The sequence below is a fragment of the Pseudomonas sp. NPDC089569 genome (assembly GCF_050280625.1).
In the GTDB taxonomy this organism is placed as follows: Bacteria; Pseudomonadota; Gammaproteobacteria; order Pseudomonadales; family Pseudomonadaceae; genus Aquipseudomonas.
The window spans coordinates 1-17,461 of the sequence record NZ_JBNNVQ010000013.1 but is presented as its reverse complement, the minus strand read 5'-3'; the positions used below and the strand labels follow the sequence as shown (position 1 = coordinate 17,461).

The window sequence follows — 17,461 nt, the reverse complement described above, 5'->3', positions numbered from 1 at the left end:
TGCGTACTCATATCCAAGGTGAACCATGAAAGCTGCCGTTTTCCATACCCCAGGCGCCCCTCTGACCATCGAAGAGGTCGGCATCAGCAAACCCGGCCCGCGTGAAGTACTGGTGCGAACCGTCGCCGTCGGCCTTTGCCACTCCGACCTGCACTTCATCGAAGGCATGTACCCGTTTCCGGCCCCCGTAGTTCTCGGACACGAGGCTGCCGGCATCGTCGAACAGGTGGGTTCGGACGTTCGCACGGTCAAGCCCGGGGACCACGTGGTGACTTGCCTGACCGCCTATTGCGGTCATTGTGATCATTGCGTCACGGGCCATCTGTCGCTGTGCCAGTCACCGGACACCAAGCGCGGTACAGAGGAAGAACCCCGCCTGACCTACGTGAAGAAGCCGCTGCCGCAGTTCTACAACCTGTCCGCCTTCGCCGAGCAGATGCTGGTGCACGAACATGCGCTGGTGGCGATCAATCGCGATATGCCACTGGACCGCGCCGCGTTGCTCGGTTGCGCCGTCATCAGCGGCACCGGGGCCGTGTTCAACAGCGCCAACGTCTGTCCGGGCGAAACCGTTGCGGTGATCGGCTGCGGTGGCATCGGCCTGTCGACCATCAACGGCGCGGCGCTGGCCGGGGCAGGTCGCATCATCGCCATCGACATGCTCGACAGCAAGCTGCAACTGGCGCGCAAATTCGGCGCGACCGACGTGATCAACGCCAACAACGGCGATGTCGTGCAACAGGTACAGGAACTGACCCGTGGCGGTGTGCACCACAGTTTCGAATGCATTGGCCTGAAGCAAACGGCCGAGCAGGCGTTTGGCATGCTTCGCCGGGGCGGAACGGCAACGGTGCTGGGCATGATCAAGCCCGGGGTCAAACTCGAATTGCCGGGCCTGGACTTGTTGGGCGAAAAGAAAATCCAGGGCTCGATGCTCGGTTCCAACCGTTTCCCGGTAGACATTCCGCGCCTGGTTGACTTCTACCTGCAGGACCGACTCAAGCTGGACGAGCTGATTTCCCAACGCATCAGCCTGGAGCGGATCAACGAAGGTTTTGACGATCTTCGCCGTGGCGAACTGGCGCGTTCGGTGATCGTTTTCGACACCTGATTGCGCCGGTCCCAGGACCCGGACGAATGTACCGGCTGCGCGCTGATATCGGCGCGTGGCCGGACTGAATCAGGTGCCAGCGGGCCTATTCCACTGCATCGAAAGACGCGTGATAGTGCACTGTGCCTACCGGAAAATCACCCCAGAACGACAGCGCCTGGAAGTATTCCCCAGGAACGCCGGGCAGCTCCAATCCGGCTTGGCTGTTGAAGCCAAAGCGACCGTAATAGCCCGGATCGCCCAGCACCACGCAACCCGCCGCCCCCTTGCCCTGCAAGTCAGCCAGAGCGGCTTTCATCAAGGCTGAGCCAATTCCCTGGCCTTGCCGGTCCGGCAACACGGATATCGGCCCGAGTCCGTACCATCGCGTTGCCCCTGAGGACACTGTGACGGGAGAGATCGCGACGTGTCCGACTATTTCGTCATTCTCCACGGCAACCAGCGAGATAGTTAACTGCCCGGCGCGGCGAAGGGCATCGACGATGAAGTGTTCGGTATGGCTGGAGTGTTCTGCCTGTTCGAATGCTGCGCCAGTCAGCGTGGCAATGCGGCGGGTGTCTTCGGCTCGTTCGCTGCGAATGGTCAAATTCATCGTGTGTCTTTCTCGTGTGTCCTGCTCGTTCAATTATTCCGCGTGACTGCCGCTTTTACAGATCCTGCTCCGATTGCGCGCGATCACCATCGGCTTGGCCCATCCGGGTGAGAGAGTTTGTCAGAACGAGGCGTCGGATGACCAACCCATCCCGTTACTTCATGCCCTCCAAAGGGGTGAGGAAAAATCGCCCATTCGGGCAGTTATGAACCCTCCTGCCACTCAATAGGATTGCGACTCCACTCAAGTTCAGTTTTGCTGGAGCGCTCCATGACACCAATAACAACAACAAAAATCGGACCTTTCCTGCCCCATGCCCTGGCCGTTGGCATTGCATTGGGCATTGTCGGCCAGGCTCAGGCCGTGGGTTTCAATATCGGGGAGCTGGAGGGGCAGTTCGACTCGTCGTTGTCCATCGGGGGCAGTTGGTCGACCACCGGGCCGGACAAGAAATTCATTTCCAACTTCAACAGCCAGGGTGTCCAGGGCGCGAGTTCCTCCACCCGCACCGCCGATGACAACCGCCTGAACTTCAAGGCCGGGGAGAACTTCTCGACCATCTTCAAGGGCACCCACGACCTGGAGCTGAAGTACGGCGACAGCGGCGCCTTTGTGCGGGGCAAGTACTGGTACGACTTTGAACAGGAAGATGGCCATCAGCATTTCTATGACATCTCCGACAAGGGGCGCGACGAGGCCGCTCGCTCCAAGGGCGCGATGTTTCTCGACTCGTTCGTCTACCACAACTACAACCTCGGCGAGCGTCCGGGCAATGTGCGTCTGGGCAAGCAGGTGGTGAGCTGGGGCGAAAGCACCTTCATCGGCAACTCGATCAACTCCATCAACCCCATCGACGTCGCGGCCTTGCGTCGCCCCGGCGCCGAAGTGAAGGAGGGGCTGATCCCGGTCAACATGTTCTACCTGTCCCAGGGGTTGAGCGAAAACGTCACCGTCGAAGGTTTCTATCAGCTTGAGTGGGAAAAATCGGTCGTCGATAACTGCGGCACATTCTTCGGCAATGATGTGGTTGCCCAAGGCTGTAATGACCGCCTGGTGGCGGCGGGCCGGGACCTTGCCCCGGGGGTGGCGAAAAATACCGGTGGCGCGGCTGCCGTTGCCGCCGGACTCGATGACGGGTATTTCCCCCGGGCCAAGGATAACGACGCCCGTGACGGCGGTCAGTACGGGCTGGCGCTGCGTTGGTTCGTGCCCGAGCTCAACGACACCGAGTTCGGTGCGTATGCCATGAACTACCACAGTCGTGCACCGTTCCTGAGTCTGACGCAGAACACGACCCCGGCCACGGCCGCCAATCCCTTCGCCGGGCTGCGCAGCTCGAATTACTTCATCGACTACCCCGAGGACATTCGTCTTTACGGCCTGAGTTTCCAGACCACCGCGGGAAGTACTTCGTTGGGCGGTGAAGTCAGCTACCGGCCCAACATGCCGCTGCAGATCAACAGCACGGATCTGCTGTCGGCGGCGACCTTCACCGCCACGTCGCCCTTGATGACCACCGGTTTTGCCGGGCGCAACCTGGGTGCCGTGGTCAATGGCTACAAACGTATGCCGGTGACCCAGGCTCAAGTCACCGCTACGCGGTTTTTCGACCAGGTCTGGGGCGCCAGCCGCCTGACCCTGGTGGGTGAGGTCGGCTACAACCACATCAATGGTCTGGGCAAGGCCGATGGCACCGACTTGCGGTTTGGACGCAGCCCTGTCTACGGCTCCGGCGAGTTGCCGGGCGCCGCCGGCGCGGCCGCTTGTCGAGGCACTGGCGTGGGTACGGCGGCGGCCAGCAACCCGGCCCAGGAATGCAACGACGATGGCTTCTACACCAGCAATAGCTGGGGCTACCGTGCCCGCGCCAAGCTCGACTATCCGAACGTCTTCGCCGGCATCAACCTGTCGCCGAACCTGGCCTGGTCCCACGACGTGCAAGGTTTTGGCCCGAACTTCGAGGAAGGCACCAAGGCTGTCAGCGTCGGTGTCGACGCCGATTATCAGAACACCTACACCGCGAGCCTCAGTTACACGGACTTCTTCGGTGGCGATTTCAACACCAACGTTGACCGTGACTATGTCGCGTTGAGTTTCGGCGTGAACTTCTGATTTTGAAGAGGACAACAACATGAAAATAACAACAATGATGCGTACCGGTGCATTAGCACTTTCACTGCTGGCCACCGGTGTCATGGCCGCCGTATCCCCCCAGGAAGCGGACAAACTGGGCAACACCCTGACCCCGTTGGGCGGGGAAAAGGCCGGTAATGCCGATGGCTCCATACCGGCCTGGACCGGCGGGTTGAAGGCCAATGCCGCACCGATCGACAGTGCCGGTTTCCTGGGCAACCCGTTTGCCGCCGAAAAGCCCCTGTTCACCATCACTGCCGCGACTGCCGGGCAGTACAAGGACAAGCTGACCGAAGGTCAGTTGGCAATGTTCAAGCGTTATCCCGACAGCTACAGGATCCCGGTGTATCAGACCCACCGCACCGCCTCCAGCCCCCAGGAAATCTACGACCTGGCGAAAAAGAGTGCACTCAATACCAAGCCTGAAAACGACGGTAACGACCTGAGCAATTTCGAGTCGCGCTTCTATGCCTTCCCGATTCCCAAGTCGGGCGTGGAAGTGGTGTGGAACCACATGACGCGCTACCGCGGCAAGAACCTGCACCGTGACCTGGCGCAGGCCGTGCCCCAGACCAATGGCGACTACAACATCGTCGAAGTCGTGGACGACGTGGCGTTCCCCCAGTACATGAAGGACGCAGAGGCGGATAAAACCTCCAACGTGCTCTTTTACTACAAGCAGGAAGTGACGGCACCGTCGCGCCTGGCCGGCAACGTTCTGCTGGTTCATGAAACCATCGACCAGGTCAAGGAACCGCGCATGGCCTGGCAGTACAACGCAGGGCAGCGCCGCGTGCGGCGTGCCCCGCAGGTGGCGTATGACGGGCCGGGTACCGCCGCCGACGGCATGCGCACCTCCGACAATGCCGACATGTACAACGGCTCTCCGGACCGCTACCAGTGGAAATTGGTCGGCAAGAAGGAAGTCTACATCCCGTACAACAACTACAAGCTGTACTCGCCGTCGCTCAAGTACGCCGACATCATCAAACCGGGGCACATCAATCAGGATCTGGTGCGCTATGAACTGCACCGTGTGTGGGTGGTCGAGGCGACGCTCAAGCCGGGCGAGCGGCATGTCTACGCCAAGCGCACGATGTACTTCGATGAAGACACCTGGACTGCCGTGGAGATCGATCACTATGACGGGCGCGGGCAACTGTGGCGTGTCGGTGAAGGTTTCGCCATCAACGACTACAAGGAAGGCATCGCCAACTACGCCGGTTTCTCCCTGTACGACCTGATTGCCGGGCGCTACATCGTCCAGGGCCTGAGCAACGAATCGAAGAATGCGGTGGCCTATAACACCACCCCGAAAATGTCCGACTTCACCCCGGCGGCCCTGCGCAACGCGGGCGTACGCTGAGTCTTGCCGATCATCCCCGGCCCCTGTCGCCGGGGATGATCAGTAAGTGTCCGATCAGGCTCTACGAAGCGATTTCCCCTTGCGTATATCTCTACTACCGACTCGCACACGTGCAGCCAATGCCGTCGAGCAACCGTCAGAGATCTGCGCCATGTTATCGATCCATGTCGACAGGGCCTTCACCCTGGAAGCACCTTTCACCCCACCCGAATTGACCGGTGTGCATGTACCACGCCCACGGCTGATCGAGCGCCTCGGCGCCCAGGCCAAACGCCTCGTCCTGCTTCGGGCGCCGGCGGGGTATGGCAAGAGCGCATTGCTGGCGGAGTACTTCGCCCACTCGTCGGACCTTCAAATGGTCTGGCTGGAGCTGGAGGGCCTGCCGTTGACAGTCCATCAGTTTCTGGCCCGGCTCGCATCGGCCATGGATCTGGCGCCGAATGCGCTGCAAAGCGAGGAGTCGTTGCGGCGACTGTTGTGTCAGCGCAGCACAACACTGCATCTGGTGCTGGACGATTTCGCGCCGGGACACTGCAGTGAATTGGACGGGCTGATCGACCGTTTACTGGATCACCCGCGAGGGCAGTTGCAGCTCTATGTCACCTGCAGGCAACGGCCCGACTGGAATCTGCCGCGTCTGCTGCTCAGCGACGATTTGCTTGAGATGGACGCCACTTGCCTGGCGTTTTCCGAACAGGAGCAGGGCGTACTGCAATCGCGCCTGCAGCCTCAGGCATCGACGACGCCTATGCAGACATTCTGGCAACACACCCGCGGCTGGTGTGCGGGTGCGCGGCTGATGCTTGAGGCTGCCGGCCAAACCCCGGATGACCCGGACTGCGCGGATTTCTGGATCAGTGATTATCTGACTCGGGAGTGGCTGTGCCGGTTGGACTTGCATGAGCGCATGACGCTTGTCGAGCTGGCCCAACTGCCCAAATGCTCGATGCAGTTCTGCGAACAGCTGTGGGAGGGGCAGCAGGGCGGTCGCTTGTTCAAGCGTTTGCAGGCAAACCATTCCTTTTTCCTCGAAATCGACGGCGAGCCGGGATGGTTCACGCTGCTGCCTGCCGTAGCACGGGCCTTGTCGGACAAGCTCGGCAGCAGCGCCTTGAAGCTGCTGCGGCTTCGTGCCTGTCGCCTCTACCGTGACCTGGGACAGACCAGTGCGGCAATCGAACTGGCAATGGCGGCGGACCGACCTGATATCGCGGCTACTTACCTGGAAGAGCTCGGTCTGCAAGCGCTGATCGATGTACGCAACCTGACCGCGTTGCTGGCCTGGAGGCGTGGCACGGATCACGCCCAGGCACAGCGGCGAGAGCTGTTTGCCGGGGAGATGCACGCTGTCGAACAGGGCGTGTCCGTTGGCGTGCATTCGGACACTGCGCAACGACAGGCCGGTTGTATCAAGCCTCGAGCGCCGGTGCTCGAAAGTCTGGAGTACGAACTGACGCTGCGGGAAAGGGCCGTGCTCGCGTTACTGGCTGAAGGCCTGTCCAACAAAGAGATTGCCAGCCGGCTGTTCATTTCCCTCAACACCGTCAAGAGCCACGCCCGAGCCATCAACGACAAGTTGGGCGTCAGCGGGCGCACCCGCGCGGTGATGCGCGCCCAATCCATGGGGCTGTTGCAATGAGTGGCTTGCCCTTACGAACCCCACAACAAGAGAGCCGTTTTATGGATGACTTCACCCGTGCTGCCTGGTTAGGGCGAACCGAAGAGGTCTACGACCTGCTGGACCAGAGCCATGTGTCACGGGTGGCTGCGACCCTGGGCACACCGGCACCCGAACAGGGCGCAGCCTTGCCGGCACTCTGGCATTGGGCGTTTTTCCAGAGCGCGACTGAGGAGTGGTGCCTGGGACCGGACGGACATCCGGTGGTCGGTGCATTCCTTGCGCCTCCGGCCGGCCGCAGCCGTATGTGGGCGGGCGGCCGGGTGACCTTCCTCGAACCGTTGCGCATTGGCATCGAAGCCACTCGTGCTTCGAGCGTCCTCAAGGTCGAAGAAAAGACCGGAACATCTGGCTCATTGCTGTTCGTGACCGTCCGGCACGAGTACCGCCAGCAAGGGCGCGTGGCGATCCGGGAAGAGCAGGACATTGTCTACCGTGAACCCTCGCCAGCGAAGTTGACCAGTGCGCAGCCTTTGACCAGCGGCCACTGGCGCGCGGCGGTCGAGCCTACGGCGGTGTTGCTGTTCCGCTACTCGGCGGTGACCTGCAACGCACATCGCATCCACTACGACCTGCCTTATGCCACGCAAGTGGAGGGCTATCCGGGATTGGTCGTGCAGGGGCCGTTGATTGCGACCCTGACCGTGGGTGCCTTTTGCCGTGCCAACCCCACGGCACATCTTCGCCATTTCGCCTTTCGCGGCATGCGTCCGCTGATTGCGCCCCATTGCTTTGAGGTCGGTGGTCGCATCAGCGAACCCGGTGTCGCGCAAACCTGGGCCGGCGACGAGAGCGGTCTGGCGCAAAGCAGTGAAATCCATTTCGACTGAGTTTTCGAACACACCCGGCCAATGGGCCGCCGTTGGGAGTTGTAAACATGCTGTCTTCTGCACAAGAACAAGAAATCATGGCCATCCGCGAGGGCGTTCGCGCCCTGTGCGCCAACTTCGACGCCGCCTACTGGCGCAAAATCGACGAAGAGAAGGGCTTTCCCGAGGCGTTCGTCGAGGCGATGACCCAGGCCGGATGGCTGTCGGCAATGATTCCGCTCGAATACGGAGGCTCGGGCCTGGGGCTGACCGAAGCCTCGGTGATCCTCGAGGAAGTGAACCGCTGCGGCGGCAACTCCGGCACCGTGCACGGGCAGATGTACAACATGTTCACGCTGCTGCGTCATGGCAGCGAAGAACAGAAGCGCCTTTACCTGCCGAGGCTGGCCAGCGGTGAACTGCGCCTGCAATCGATGGGCGTGACCGAGCCGAGCACGGGAACCGACACCACGAAGATCAAGACCACGGCGGTGCGCGTGGGCGACAAGTACGTCATCAACGGGCAAAAAGTCTGGATTTCGCGCATCCAGCATTCGGACCTGATGATTCTGTTGGCCCGCACGACTCCCCTTGCCGAGGTGAAGAAAAAGACCGAGGGCATGTCGATCTTTCTGGTGGATTTGCGCGAGGCCATCGGCAACGGCCTGACCGTGCAGCCGATCGCCAACATGGTCAACCACGAGACCAACGAACTGTTCTTCGACAACCTGCAGATTCCCGCGTCGAGCCTGATTGGCGAGGAGGGCAAAGGCTTCCGGTACATCCTCGATGGCCTGAATGCCGAACGCACCCTGATCGCAGCCGAGTGCATCGGTGACGGTCGCTGGTTTATTGAGAAGGCCGCTGCCTATGCCCGTGACCGCGTGGTGTTCGGTCGACCGATCGGGCAGAACCAAGGCGTGCAGTTCCCGATAGCCGAAGGCCATATCGAGATCGAGGCGGCGGACCTGATGCGCTGGCGCGCCTGCGAGGAGTACGACACCGGCCGCAATGCCGGTGCGAGCGCCAACATGGCCAAGTACCTGGCGGCCAAGGCGTCCTGGGAAGCGGCCAACGCGTGCCTGCAAACCCATGGCGGCTTTGGTTTTGCCTGCGAATACGACGTGGAGCGCAAGTTCCGCGAGACCCGCCTGTACCAGGTGGCGCCGATCTCCACCAACCTGATTCTTTCCTACGTGGCCGAGCACCTGCTCGAATTGCCGCGCAGCTTCTGAGGACGCCCGAATGAACCATACCCATGCATTGGCGACATTCCTGGCGCAATTGCGCTACGACGACCTGCCTGAAGCAGTGTTGGCGCGCACTGAGGACCTGTTCCTGGACTGGCTGGGCTCGGCCCTGGCCAGCCGTGGCGCCCATCCGATTCCGTTGTTCGAACGTTACGCCCAGTTAATGGGGCCGCAGGAGGGTCGTGCCAGCATTGTGCTGAGTGGCCGGCGGACGTCGGCGTATTTCGCCGCATTGGTCAACGCCGCGGCCTCGCACCTGGTGGAGCAGGACGACTTGCACAACAGCTCCGTGCTGCATCCTGCCACGGTGGTGTTCCCGGCGGTGCTGGCCGCCGCACAGGACCTTGGCAAGAGCGGTCAACAGCTGTTGCTGGCCTCGGTGGCCGGCTACGAGGCAGGCATTCGTATCGGTGAGTTCCTGGGCCGGTCGCACTACCGCATTTTCCATACCACGGCCACCGTCGGCACCCTGGCGGCAGCCGTCGCGGTCGGCAAACTGATGGATTTCGACCAGGAACAGTTCATCAACCTGCTCGGCAGTGCCGGCACCCAGGCCTCCGGCCTGTGGGAGTTTTTGCGCGATGCCGCGGATTCCAAGCAATTGCATACGGCCAAGGCTGCCGCCGATGGCTTGCTGGCGGCCTATTTGACTGCCGACGGCCTGACCGGGGCGCGCAACATCCTCGAAGGTGAGCAGGGCATGGCCGCCGGCATGTCCAGCGATGCCCGGCCGGCCTGCCTGTCCGATCGTCTGGGCAGTCGTTGGGCATTGCTTGAGACCTCGTTCAAGTTCCACGCTTCGTGCCGGCATACCCACCCGGCCGCCGACGCGTTGTTGGCGTTGATGCAACGCGAGGGGCTTGAGCATCAACAGATCAGCGCGATCACCACCCGCGTGCATCAGGCCGCCATCGATGTACTTGGCCGGGTCGATGTGCCGCAAACCGTGCATCAGGCCAAGTTCTCCATGGGCGCCGTGCTGGGCCTGATCGCCGTGCACGGCAAGGCCGGGTTGCCCGAGTTTCATGAACTGGCCTTGACCGACGCCGATGTCGCCGCGGTGCGTGAAAAGACCCGCATGCAACTCGATGGCGAAGTCGACGATGCCTATCCCCGGCGCTGGCTGGGCCGGGTCGATGTACAGACCACCGATGGCCGGGGGCTGAGCGCGGCCATCGACGAACCCAAGGGCGATCCGGGCAATACCTTGTCCCGTGCGGAGCTGGAGGACAAGTTTCAGCGTTTGCTGGCATTTGCCGGCGATAGCGACACCCGCCGTGCCAGCCTGTTGATCGATCGGGTGTGGAAATTGCGCGGTACGGCCGACCTCAGTGGTTTGACGGAGTAAGCCCATGAATGACATGGCTCATACACCACGGCCGCTGGACGGCATTACCGTGATCAGCCTGGAGCATGCGATTGCCGCACCATTCTGTACCCGTCAATTGGCGGACATGGGGGCCCGGGTGATCAAGGTCGAACGCCCGGGCTCGGGGGATTTCGCGCGCGGCTACGATGAACGCACCCGTGGCCTGGCCTCACACTTCGTCTGGACCAACCGCTCCAAGGAAAGCCTGACGCTGGACCTCAAGCAGAACGAGGCACGGGCAGTGCTCGAACAATTGCTCGGCCAGGCCGACGTGCTGGTGCAAAACCTCGCGCCGGGCGCCGCCGCACGCATGGGGTTGGGGTTCGATGCATTGCACGAGCGTTTTCCGCGTTTGATCGTCTGTGATATTTCCGGCTACGGCGAAGGCGGACCCTACCAGGACAAGAAGGCCTACGACCTGCTGATCCAGAGTGAAAGCGGCTTTCTGTCGGTGACCGGTGGAGCCGGTGAGGACCAGATGGCCAAGGCCGGTTGTTCCATCGCCGACATCTCGGCGGGGATGTATGCCTACACCGGCATCCTTTCGGGCCTGCTGTTGCGCAACAAGACCGGGCAGGGCAGTCGTATCGACGTTTCGATGCTCGAAAGCATGGTCGAGTGGATGAACTTCCCGATGTACTACGCCTTTGACGGGGCCACGCCACCGGCGCGCGCCGGAGCCTCTCACGCGACCATTTACCCCTACGGCCCGTTTCCCACCGGGGATGGCGGCACGGTAATGCTCGGGGTGCAGAACGACCGTGAATGGACGCTGTTCTGCAAGCAGGTGCTGCAACGCCCCGAACTGCTGGACGATGCACGTTTCGGCAGTACCAGCCAGCGTGTCAGCCATCGGGATGCATTGCGCGCAACCATCATCGAAGCCTTTGCGGACCTCGAGGCCGGGCAAGTGATCGCCCGTCTGGATGCGGCACACATCGCCAACGCCCAGGTCAACGACATGGCGGGTGTCTGGGCCCATCCCCAGCTCAGGGCCCGCGACCGTTGGCGTGAGATCGACAGCCCGGTGGGCAAGTTGCCGGCCCTGCTGCCTCCGGGACGCAACAACGCCTTCGAGCCACGCATGGATGGCGTCCCCGCGCTGGGGCAACACACCACGGCGCTCCTGACCGAACTGGGCTATGCCGTGAGCGATATCAAGCGCCTGCACGAAGTCGGTGCCGTTTAAACTTTTCCATCGAGGAGCCAGCATGGCTTTTGCAAACGCCCGTTCGGCGCTGTTCGTACCCGGAAGTCGCCCCGAACGTTTTTCCAAGGCCTTGGCCAGTGGCGCCGATGTGGTCATCGTCGATTTCGAGGATGCCGTCGAAGCGTCTCTCAAACGGCACGCACGACAGTTACTTGGTCAGTTCCTGGCCGAGCACGACGTACAGGTCCTGGTGCGCATCAATGCCGCCGATCATGCCGAACACGCCGCCGACCTGGACTTCTGCCGGGATCAACCGGCAGTCGCCGGCATCCTGTTGCCCAAGGCCGAAAGCGCCGCACAACTGGCCCGGTCCGCTGCCACCGGCAAATTGGTCTGGCCGATCATTGAAAGTGCCCGGGGCTTGCTCGCCCTGGCTGAAATTGCCGCCTCGCCCGGCGTCGAGCGCCTGACGTTCGGCGCTCTGGATCTGGGGCTCGACCTGGGCCTGAACAGCGGCAGCCAGGCAGCCGAAACCGTGCTTGATCAGGCACGGATCGCGGTTTTGCTGCACTCGCGGGCCAATCATCTGGTCGCACCGCTGGACAGCGTTTTTCCTGCTTTTGAGGACATCGAGGGGCTGCGCCTGGCCATGAATCGGGCACGCGACATGGGCTTTGGCGGTGCCCTGTGCATCCACCCGAAACAGGTCGCCGTCATCCATGGGGCATTGGCGCCCAGCGATGCCGAACTCGAGTGGGCGCGCAAGGTTCTGGCTGCCGCAGGCTCGGGGTTGGCGGCCTTTCAGGTCGATGGGCAAATGGTCGATGCGCCGGTGCTGAGCCGTGCTCGCCGGTTGCTGGACAGCCATCAATAACCCTTGAACAACATGGGAAACAACAAAATGGCAGGACCGTTACAAGGACTCAAAGTACTGGAAATGGCCGGCATCGGCCCGGCACCTTTTTGCGCCATGCTGTTGGCCGATATGGGCGCCGAGGTGATTCGGGTTGATCGACTGGTGCCGGGTGCAATGGGCGGCGGTGGGTCGATGGTCGACCGGGGGCGCAAGAGCATTGCCCTCGATCCCAAGCGAACAGGCGCCAATGAAGTGCTGCTCAAGCTGGTCGAACAGGTGGATGTTCTGATCGAGGGCTTTCGTCCAGGGGTCATGGAACGTCTCGGGCTGGGTCCTGATGTTTGTCTGAGGACCAATCCGCGACTGATTTATGGCCGCATGACCGGGTGGGGCCAGGATGGACCCTTGGCGCTGGCGGCGGGCCACGACATCAACTACATCGCCCTGACCGGCGCCCTGCATTCGATGGGGCATGCCGACCGGGCACCGACACCACCGTTACATCTGGCGGGCGACATGGGGGGCGGGGCGATGATGCTGGCACTCGGCATCGTCAGTGCTTTGCATGAAACCCGCCAGTCAGGCAAGGGGCAGGTCATCGACGCGGCCATCTGTGACGGAACGTCGTTGCTCACCACCCTGTACCATTCCTTGCTCGCCAGCGGAAAATGGCGACACGAACGCCAGGCCAACATGCTTGACGGTGGTGCCCATTTCTATGGCTGCTACACCTGCGCCGATGGCAAATACCTCTCTGTAGGTCCCATGGAGCCCCAGTTCTACAAACTGTTGCTGGAATTGTGCGAGCTCCCCGTCGCGGAATTTTCCGAGCAATGGAACAGGGAGGCGTGGCCAGTCATGCGCAGTCAGCTGGAGGCGCTGTTTCTCACACGCACCCGTGATGAATGGGCAGCGTTGCTCGAAGGTACGGATGCCTGTGTCGCACCGGTTCTGGACTTCGACGAAGTGGTCCGTCACCCGCATCATGTGGCACGCAAGAACTTCATTGACGTCAACGGCGCGCCATGCCCGGCGCCCGCGCCACGCTTCAGCCGAACGCCGGCCCGTGCCGGTGCCGTTCCCCAACCCGGTGAACATACGCTCAGTGTGTTGCGCGATCTTGGTTTGGGGGAGGGGGAGATTGCCCAGCTGAAGGCCAGTGGCGCCATCGCCTGACTTGCACGATCAAACAGCCGTCGACCGGGACGGCTGTTTGGCGGCGCCAGTTCGTCCGGGCGCCGTAGGTTCTAATCGAGCAATCCCTTTTGCCGCGCAATCGCCACCGCCTCGGTACGTCCCTGGGCGCCCAGCTTGGCGTTGATGTTGCGCAAGTGCGATTTGATCGTGAATTCGGACAGGAACATTCTTTCGGCGATCACGCGATTACGAAGCCCGGCGGCCAGCAACTGGAGCACCTGGATCTCACGGCTCGTGAGAATCTCGATGTCATTGCCCGCAGCATGCGCCAACGGGTGTTCAACCTGCGGTCGCTTACATCGTTCGAGCAACGTGGTCAGAAAGCCCATGTTTATGCCGTTCGCAGCCACGCGGTTGTGCAGCGCGGCATGCCAGCGATGCAGCAGATCGGCAAGTCTGGGGCCTTCATCGATGAAGGTGCGCAGGAAGCCCTCGTGACTGGCGAAGCGCAATGCTTGGGTCAGTTCCTCGAACGCGGCTTTTTCCTCGCCCTGGCCGTCCAACGCCATGGCATGCAATAACCTGAGCTTGAGCACCCGTCGATAGCGCTGTTGCGCCTGGGCCGTGTCGATGGCCTGCGCCAACGCCGGGGCGGCATCAGCGTGGTTGCCTTGGGCAATCTGCAAGCGCAGGCGAGCTATGGAGGGTGTGTCGACGTCGGTGGTGTGCATGGAAATGCCCGGACGCTCCCAGTCACCCTGCAGCTCGGCGTTTCGCAGGTCCTGCTCGGCGTTCTCCAGGCGACCTTCCAGGGTCGCGACACGGGCACGCTCCAGCCAGGCGCAGCAAATGGCCCGGGATGCAGCGATTTGCCGCCCGCTGTGCTCCAGTTCCGCCAGATAGCGTTGCCACCCTTCCTTGTCGCCATGTTCATAGGCCAGGCGCGAAATCAGTACGTGGTTGGCGATCAGGGCATCGGGTGCGCCATTGTTGCGACTGTAGGGCAACGCCTCGAGCAGGGTACGTTCAGCCTCATCCGTCGCATCGATCTCATACAGGGCCTGGGCCAGGGTGCTGTTGATCGAAGGCTTGCCGGCCACGATTTCGCCTGTGGAACCATCCCAATGCCGTTCACGGGAATCCTGCAGCCGGGCCAGTGCATTGCCCAGACGGCCCTGTACCAGATCGATGATGCTTTCGATGCAGTCGGCAATGCAGCGCATGAAATTCGACGGCTCGCTGGACGTCAGCCGAATCGCCCGGGACAGAATACGCCTGGCCTCGTCGTAGCGGTCGGTGCAAATCAGACTGTAAGCCAGCGAGTTGGTAATGACGCCGTACTGGAACGATTGCTCGGCCGATAACCGATCGATCTGGACCAGGCCGGCACTGCAACACTCTTCGACCCGACCGGTCATCGCCAGCAGCATGCAGCGAATGGTTTCCGCCTCCAGGGCGCATTGTTGCTGCTGATTGTCCCTGGACTCGCTCCCAAGGAACAGGTCGATGACGTCGATGGCTTCGTTGAAGCGCCGGCACAGCGCCAGGGCCCAGGCATAGGTCAAGGTCAGGTGTGGATGGTCATCGAGGGCCTTGGGAGAGATGCATTCCAGCCAGCGCAACATCAGACGGGCGCGGCCCGCTTCCATCAGATCGTTGGCGTTGGCGGCAATGTGGGCAACGGCCTCGGGCTCGGCACCGGCGCCGAGTAACAGTTCAATGGCTGGAACCGGCCGACCTTGCGTCAGGTACCAGTCGGCAGCCTTGCGTTGCAGCACCCGGGCCTGTCCCGGTTGCTGCCGCTCCAGGGCATCGCGCAGAAAACTGGCAAACAGGCTGTGATAGCGATACCAGTGACGTTCGCCATCGAGGGGAAAGAGGAAAAGGTTGGCTTTTTCCAGGAAATCGATCATCTGCTGGCTGTCCTGGCGACCGGTGACGGCATCGCACAGGGGGGCCGAAAGCTGTGGCAATACGCTGGTTTGCAGCAGGAACTGCCGGCAAGACTCACTCTGGTGAACGAGGATGTCTTCGGTCAGGTATTCGGCCAGTTCCAGGTTGGAGCCTGAAAACGTGGCAACGAACGACGCATGATCGGTTCGGCTGTGTAACGACAGGGTGGCCAGGAAGATCGCGGCAGCCCAACCCTCGGTGCAGCGGTACAGGGTCGCGATTTCGTTGTCGCGAAGGGGCAGCTGGTGCTTGTCGCGGATGAAGGCGGTGGCTTCTTCAAGGGAAAACCGCAGGGAGCCGGGTTTGATTTCCAGCAATTGTCCACGCGCCCTGATGCGCCCCAGACCGATATCCGGCGTGGTCCGCGACGCCATCATCAGCAAACCCTGCGCCGGCAGGGCATCGAGCAGTTGCTGGACAAAGTCGAGCACCGGCGGGCTGTGAATGGCCTCGAACTCATCCAGCAGGATCGAGAAAGGCCGATCCAGATCGGCCACAAAATCCAGCAGGTTCAGGGCCCGCTCGGTACTGTTGCGGGCGAGGCCATCGACGGCGGCTTCCTCGCCACCGAAACCGGCCCAGAGATGACCGACGAAGCGTTCCAGATCGTTGTCGGTCACATCCAGACTGAGCCAGATCACTCGGCGTTGCCGGGACGTGCACAGGGTGCGGTACTGCTGCATCAAGGTCGTCTTGCCAAAACCGCCCGGAGCCCGGATCAGCACCAGGCGCGGCGCATCGGCATGGTCGATGGTGTCCAGCAAGTCCGTGCGCTGAAGATGATTGGCACTGGCGACGGGCGGTTGCAGTTTTGTCCTGAGAATCCTGATTGTGGCGTCGGCACCTGAAGGGTGGTGCCCGCGATCGCGGTTCATGTGACATCCAGTACGAGCGGAATTAGGGGGCTGAAAGTGACGGTTCAAGGCTAATCAAACTTGCTTGTCGGTCAGCAAGTAAATAACCTAGCATCCAGTACCCACTCAATCAAGCACAGTGCTGCGCCGCGATGACGCTTCAGGCATTCGCGACATGTCCATGGACGATGCAATCAGTGAAGGCACATCAGATGCAAGAAGGTAAAGCCCAAACCCATACACGCCGTACCCAGCTGGAACGCCGTGCCGATGCCGAATCACGTTTGCTGCACGCGGCCCGGGCCATCGTCGCCGAAAAGGGCTGGACGGGCATGACACTGGCCGAAGTCGGCGAAGCGGCGGGTTACAGCCGGGGGCTGGCGGCGCATCACTTTGGCAACAAGGCCGGTTTGTTGCGCGCCTTGGCGGCTTACGTCAATACCTGTTTCGCTGCTGATCTGAAGGCGATGTCGCGGCGACGAGAAGGCGAGGTCACGCTGAAGGGCATTATCCAGGCATATTTTTCCGGGTCGGCCGACAGCTGGACCAATAACCGCGCATTGCTCGCGCTGTTGTCCGAGGCCGTGACGCAAGAGGGCGAATGCCGGGAAATACTGGTCCAACACACCCATGGCAATATCGAGTATCTGACCCGACTCATCGAAACAGGAATGGCCAGCGGGGACATGCGTTCGGACATCACTGCGCCGGCCGCTGCGGCACTGATCCTGGGGGTGATGCGTGGCGTCATGTTGCAGCATTTGCTCAAACCCGACGAAGCCGCCCTTGGCGCGATCCAGGAGCAACTGCTGTGCCTGATCGACATGGCCTTTGCCGCACCTGCCGCAAAGGCCCCTGGTAGCGGGAGACGGCAAGGTACGACTCATGTCATCGATTGACACGGTTCAAAGCAACCAGGCACCGATGATCAAACGGGTCATCGAGGTGTTCGGTCACGTGCAGAACCATCGCTCTCTGGATGCGGCGCTCGATGGTTTGCTGGAGGTAGGCCGGATCATCGGGCTGCCCAATCCGGCGTTCATCGATAATGTCGTGCATGAACAACGTCACGAATCGATCCAGGCCAGCCTGGGGGTGCCTGCCGGCATGCTGTGCTGGTGGCACGAGCAGCGTATCTCGGTAAAACAGCGCGACGTGCAACAGGCGCGGCGCGAGCGCATGCCCTTTGTCAGCAGCCTGCTC

The 17,461-nt window shown here is 61.7% G+C and carries 13 protein-coding genes and 1 pseudogene; 12 read left to right on the top strand and 2 right to left on the bottom strand.

All coding sequences use genetic code 11. The annotated features are described in order from the left end of the window. The first annotated feature begins 25 nt into the window (after positions 1-25). Complete coding sequence (locus ACQKP2_RS08765) at positions 26-1,111, top strand: Zn-dependent alcohol dehydrogenase (RefSeq protein WP_427575875.1); 1,086 nt, start codon at positions 26-28, stop codon at positions 1,109-1,111. 85 nt (positions 1,112-1,196) lie between these two features. Here ACQKP2_RS08765 and ACQKP2_RS08760 read toward each other — a convergent pair whose 3' ends face one another. Further along, positions 1,197-1,703: a GNAT family N-acetyltransferase gene (locus tag ACQKP2_RS08760; protein ID WP_427575874.1), complete on the bottom strand. Its 507-nt coding sequence runs from the start codon at positions 1,701-1,703 to the stop codon at positions 1,197-1,199. A 270-nt stretch (positions 1,704-1,973) separates the two neighbouring features. Between ACQKP2_RS08760 and ACQKP2_RS08755 the strand changes: the two genes are divergently transcribed. The 9 genes and pseudogenes from ACQKP2_RS08755 to ACQKP2_RS08715 all read left to right on the top strand — a co-directional run bounded on the left by ACQKP2_RS08755 (position 1,974) and on the right by ACQKP2_RS08715 (position 13,490). Next, the gene (locus tag ACQKP2_RS08755; RefSeq protein WP_427575873.1) at positions 1,974-3,815 is read left to right on the top strand and encodes a DUF1302 domain-containing protein; all 1,842 of its coding nucleotides are present in this window, start codon (positions 1,974-1,976) and stop codon (positions 3,813-3,815) included. 19 nt (positions 3,816-3,834) lie between these two features. Then, on the top strand, positions 3,835-5,202 hold the full coding sequence (locus tag ACQKP2_RS08750; protein ID WP_427575872.1) for a DUF1329 domain-containing protein: 1,368 nt from the start codon (positions 3,835-3,837) through the stop codon (positions 5,200-5,202). A 1,450-nt stretch (positions 5,203-6,652) separates the two neighbouring features. Continuing rightward, a pseudogene (locus tag ACQKP2_RS08745) lies at positions 6,653-6,841 on the top strand (response regulator transcription factor); the annotation flags it as partial. Between the two features lie 41 nt (positions 6,842-6,882). Further along, complete coding sequence (locus ACQKP2_RS08740; RefSeq protein ID WP_427575871.1) at positions 6,883-7,710, top strand: FAS1-like dehydratase domain-containing protein; 828 nt, start codon at positions 6,883-6,885, stop codon at positions 7,708-7,710. Positions 7,711-7,757: 47 nt separating this feature from the next. Then, the gene (locus tag ACQKP2_RS08735; RefSeq protein ID WP_427575870.1) at positions 7,758-8,924 is read left to right on the top strand and encodes an acyl-CoA dehydrogenase family protein; all 1,167 of its coding nucleotides are present in this window, start codon (positions 7,758-7,760) and stop codon (positions 8,922-8,924) included. A gap of 10 nt (positions 8,925-8,934) precedes the next feature. Then, the gene (locus tag ACQKP2_RS08730; protein ID WP_427575869.1) at positions 8,935-10,287 is read left to right on the top strand and encodes an MmgE/PrpD family protein; all 1,353 of its coding nucleotides are present in this window, start codon (positions 8,935-8,937) and stop codon (positions 10,285-10,287) included. Between the two features lie 4 nt (positions 10,288-10,291). Further along, a complete protein-coding gene (locus ACQKP2_RS08725) occupies positions 10,292-11,497 on the top strand; it encodes a CaiB/BaiF CoA transferase family protein (protein ID WP_427575868.1) in 1,206 nt (401 codons plus the stop codon). 22 nt (positions 11,498-11,519) lie between these two features. Next, a complete protein-coding gene (locus ACQKP2_RS08720) occupies positions 11,520-12,332 on the top strand; it encodes an HpcH/HpaI aldolase/citrate lyase family protein (RefSeq protein ID WP_427575867.1) in 813 nt (270 codons plus the stop codon). A gap of 27 nt (positions 12,333-12,359) precedes the next feature. Continuing rightward, the gene (locus tag ACQKP2_RS08715) at positions 12,360-13,490 is read left to right on the top strand and encodes a CaiB/BaiF CoA transferase family protein (protein WP_427575866.1); all 1,131 of its coding nucleotides are present in this window, start codon (positions 12,360-12,362) and stop codon (positions 13,488-13,490) included. 71 nt (positions 13,491-13,561) lie between these two features. Here ACQKP2_RS08715 and ACQKP2_RS08710 read toward each other — a convergent pair whose 3' ends face one another. Beyond that, positions 13,562-16,279 (bottom strand): LuxR C-terminal-related transcriptional regulator, encoded by a 2,718-nt coding sequence (locus ACQKP2_RS08710; protein WP_427575865.1) that lies wholly within the window; start codon positions 16,277-16,279, stop codon positions 13,562-13,564. 191 nt (positions 16,280-16,470) lie between these two features. Here ACQKP2_RS08710 and ACQKP2_RS08705 point away from each other — a divergent pair, with 191 nt between their 5' ends. Continuing rightward, a complete protein-coding gene (locus ACQKP2_RS08705) occupies positions 16,471-17,157 on the top strand; it encodes a TetR/AcrR family transcriptional regulator (protein WP_427575864.1) in 687 nt (228 codons plus the stop codon). Beyond that, positions 17,144-17,461 (top strand): hypothetical protein (locus tag ACQKP2_RS08700; RefSeq protein WP_427575863.1); only part of this gene is annotated, 318 nt, incomplete at its 3' end. The genes ACQKP2_RS08705 and ACQKP2_RS08700, both read left to right, overlap by 14 nt.

Coding starts and splice junctions, on each gene's coding strand:
- ACQKP2_RS08765 (WP_427575875.1), top strand. CDS start 26: ATGAAAGCTGCCGTTTTCCATACCCCAGGCGCCCCTCTGACCATCGAA.
- ACQKP2_RS08760 (WP_427575874.1), bottom strand. CDS start 1,703: ATGAATTTGACCATTCGCAGCGAACGAGCCGAAGACACCCGCCGCATT.
- ACQKP2_RS08755 (WP_427575873.1), top strand. CDS start 1,974: ATGACACCAATAACAACAACAAAAATCGGACCTTTCCTGCCCCATGCC.
- ACQKP2_RS08750 (WP_427575872.1), top strand. CDS start 3,835: ATGAAAATAACAACAATGATGCGTACCGGTGCATTAGCACTTTCACTG.
- ACQKP2_RS08740 (WP_427575871.1), top strand. CDS start 6,883: ATGGATGACTTCACCCGTGCTGCCTGGTTAGGGCGAACCGAAGAGGTC.
- ACQKP2_RS08735 (WP_427575870.1), top strand. CDS start 7,758: ATGCTGTCTTCTGCACAAGAACAAGAAATCATGGCCATCCGCGAGGGC.
- ACQKP2_RS08730 (WP_427575869.1), top strand. CDS start 8,935: ATGAACCATACCCATGCATTGGCGACATTCCTGGCGCAATTGCGCTAC.
- ACQKP2_RS08725 (WP_427575868.1), top strand. CDS start 10,292: ATGAATGACATGGCTCATACACCACGGCCGCTGGACGGCATTACCGTG.
- ACQKP2_RS08720 (WP_427575867.1), top strand. CDS start 11,520: ATGGCTTTTGCAAACGCCCGTTCGGCGCTGTTCGTACCCGGAAGTCGC.
- ACQKP2_RS08715 (WP_427575866.1), top strand. CDS start 12,360: ATGGCAGGACCGTTACAAGGACTCAAAGTACTGGAAATGGCCGGCATC.
- ACQKP2_RS08710 (WP_427575865.1), bottom strand. CDS start 16,279: ATGAACCGCGATCGCGGGCACCACCCTTCAGGTGCCGACGCCACAATC.
- ACQKP2_RS08705 (WP_427575864.1), top strand. CDS start 16,471: ATGCAAGAAGGTAAAGCCCAAACCCATACACGCCGTACCCAGCTGGAA.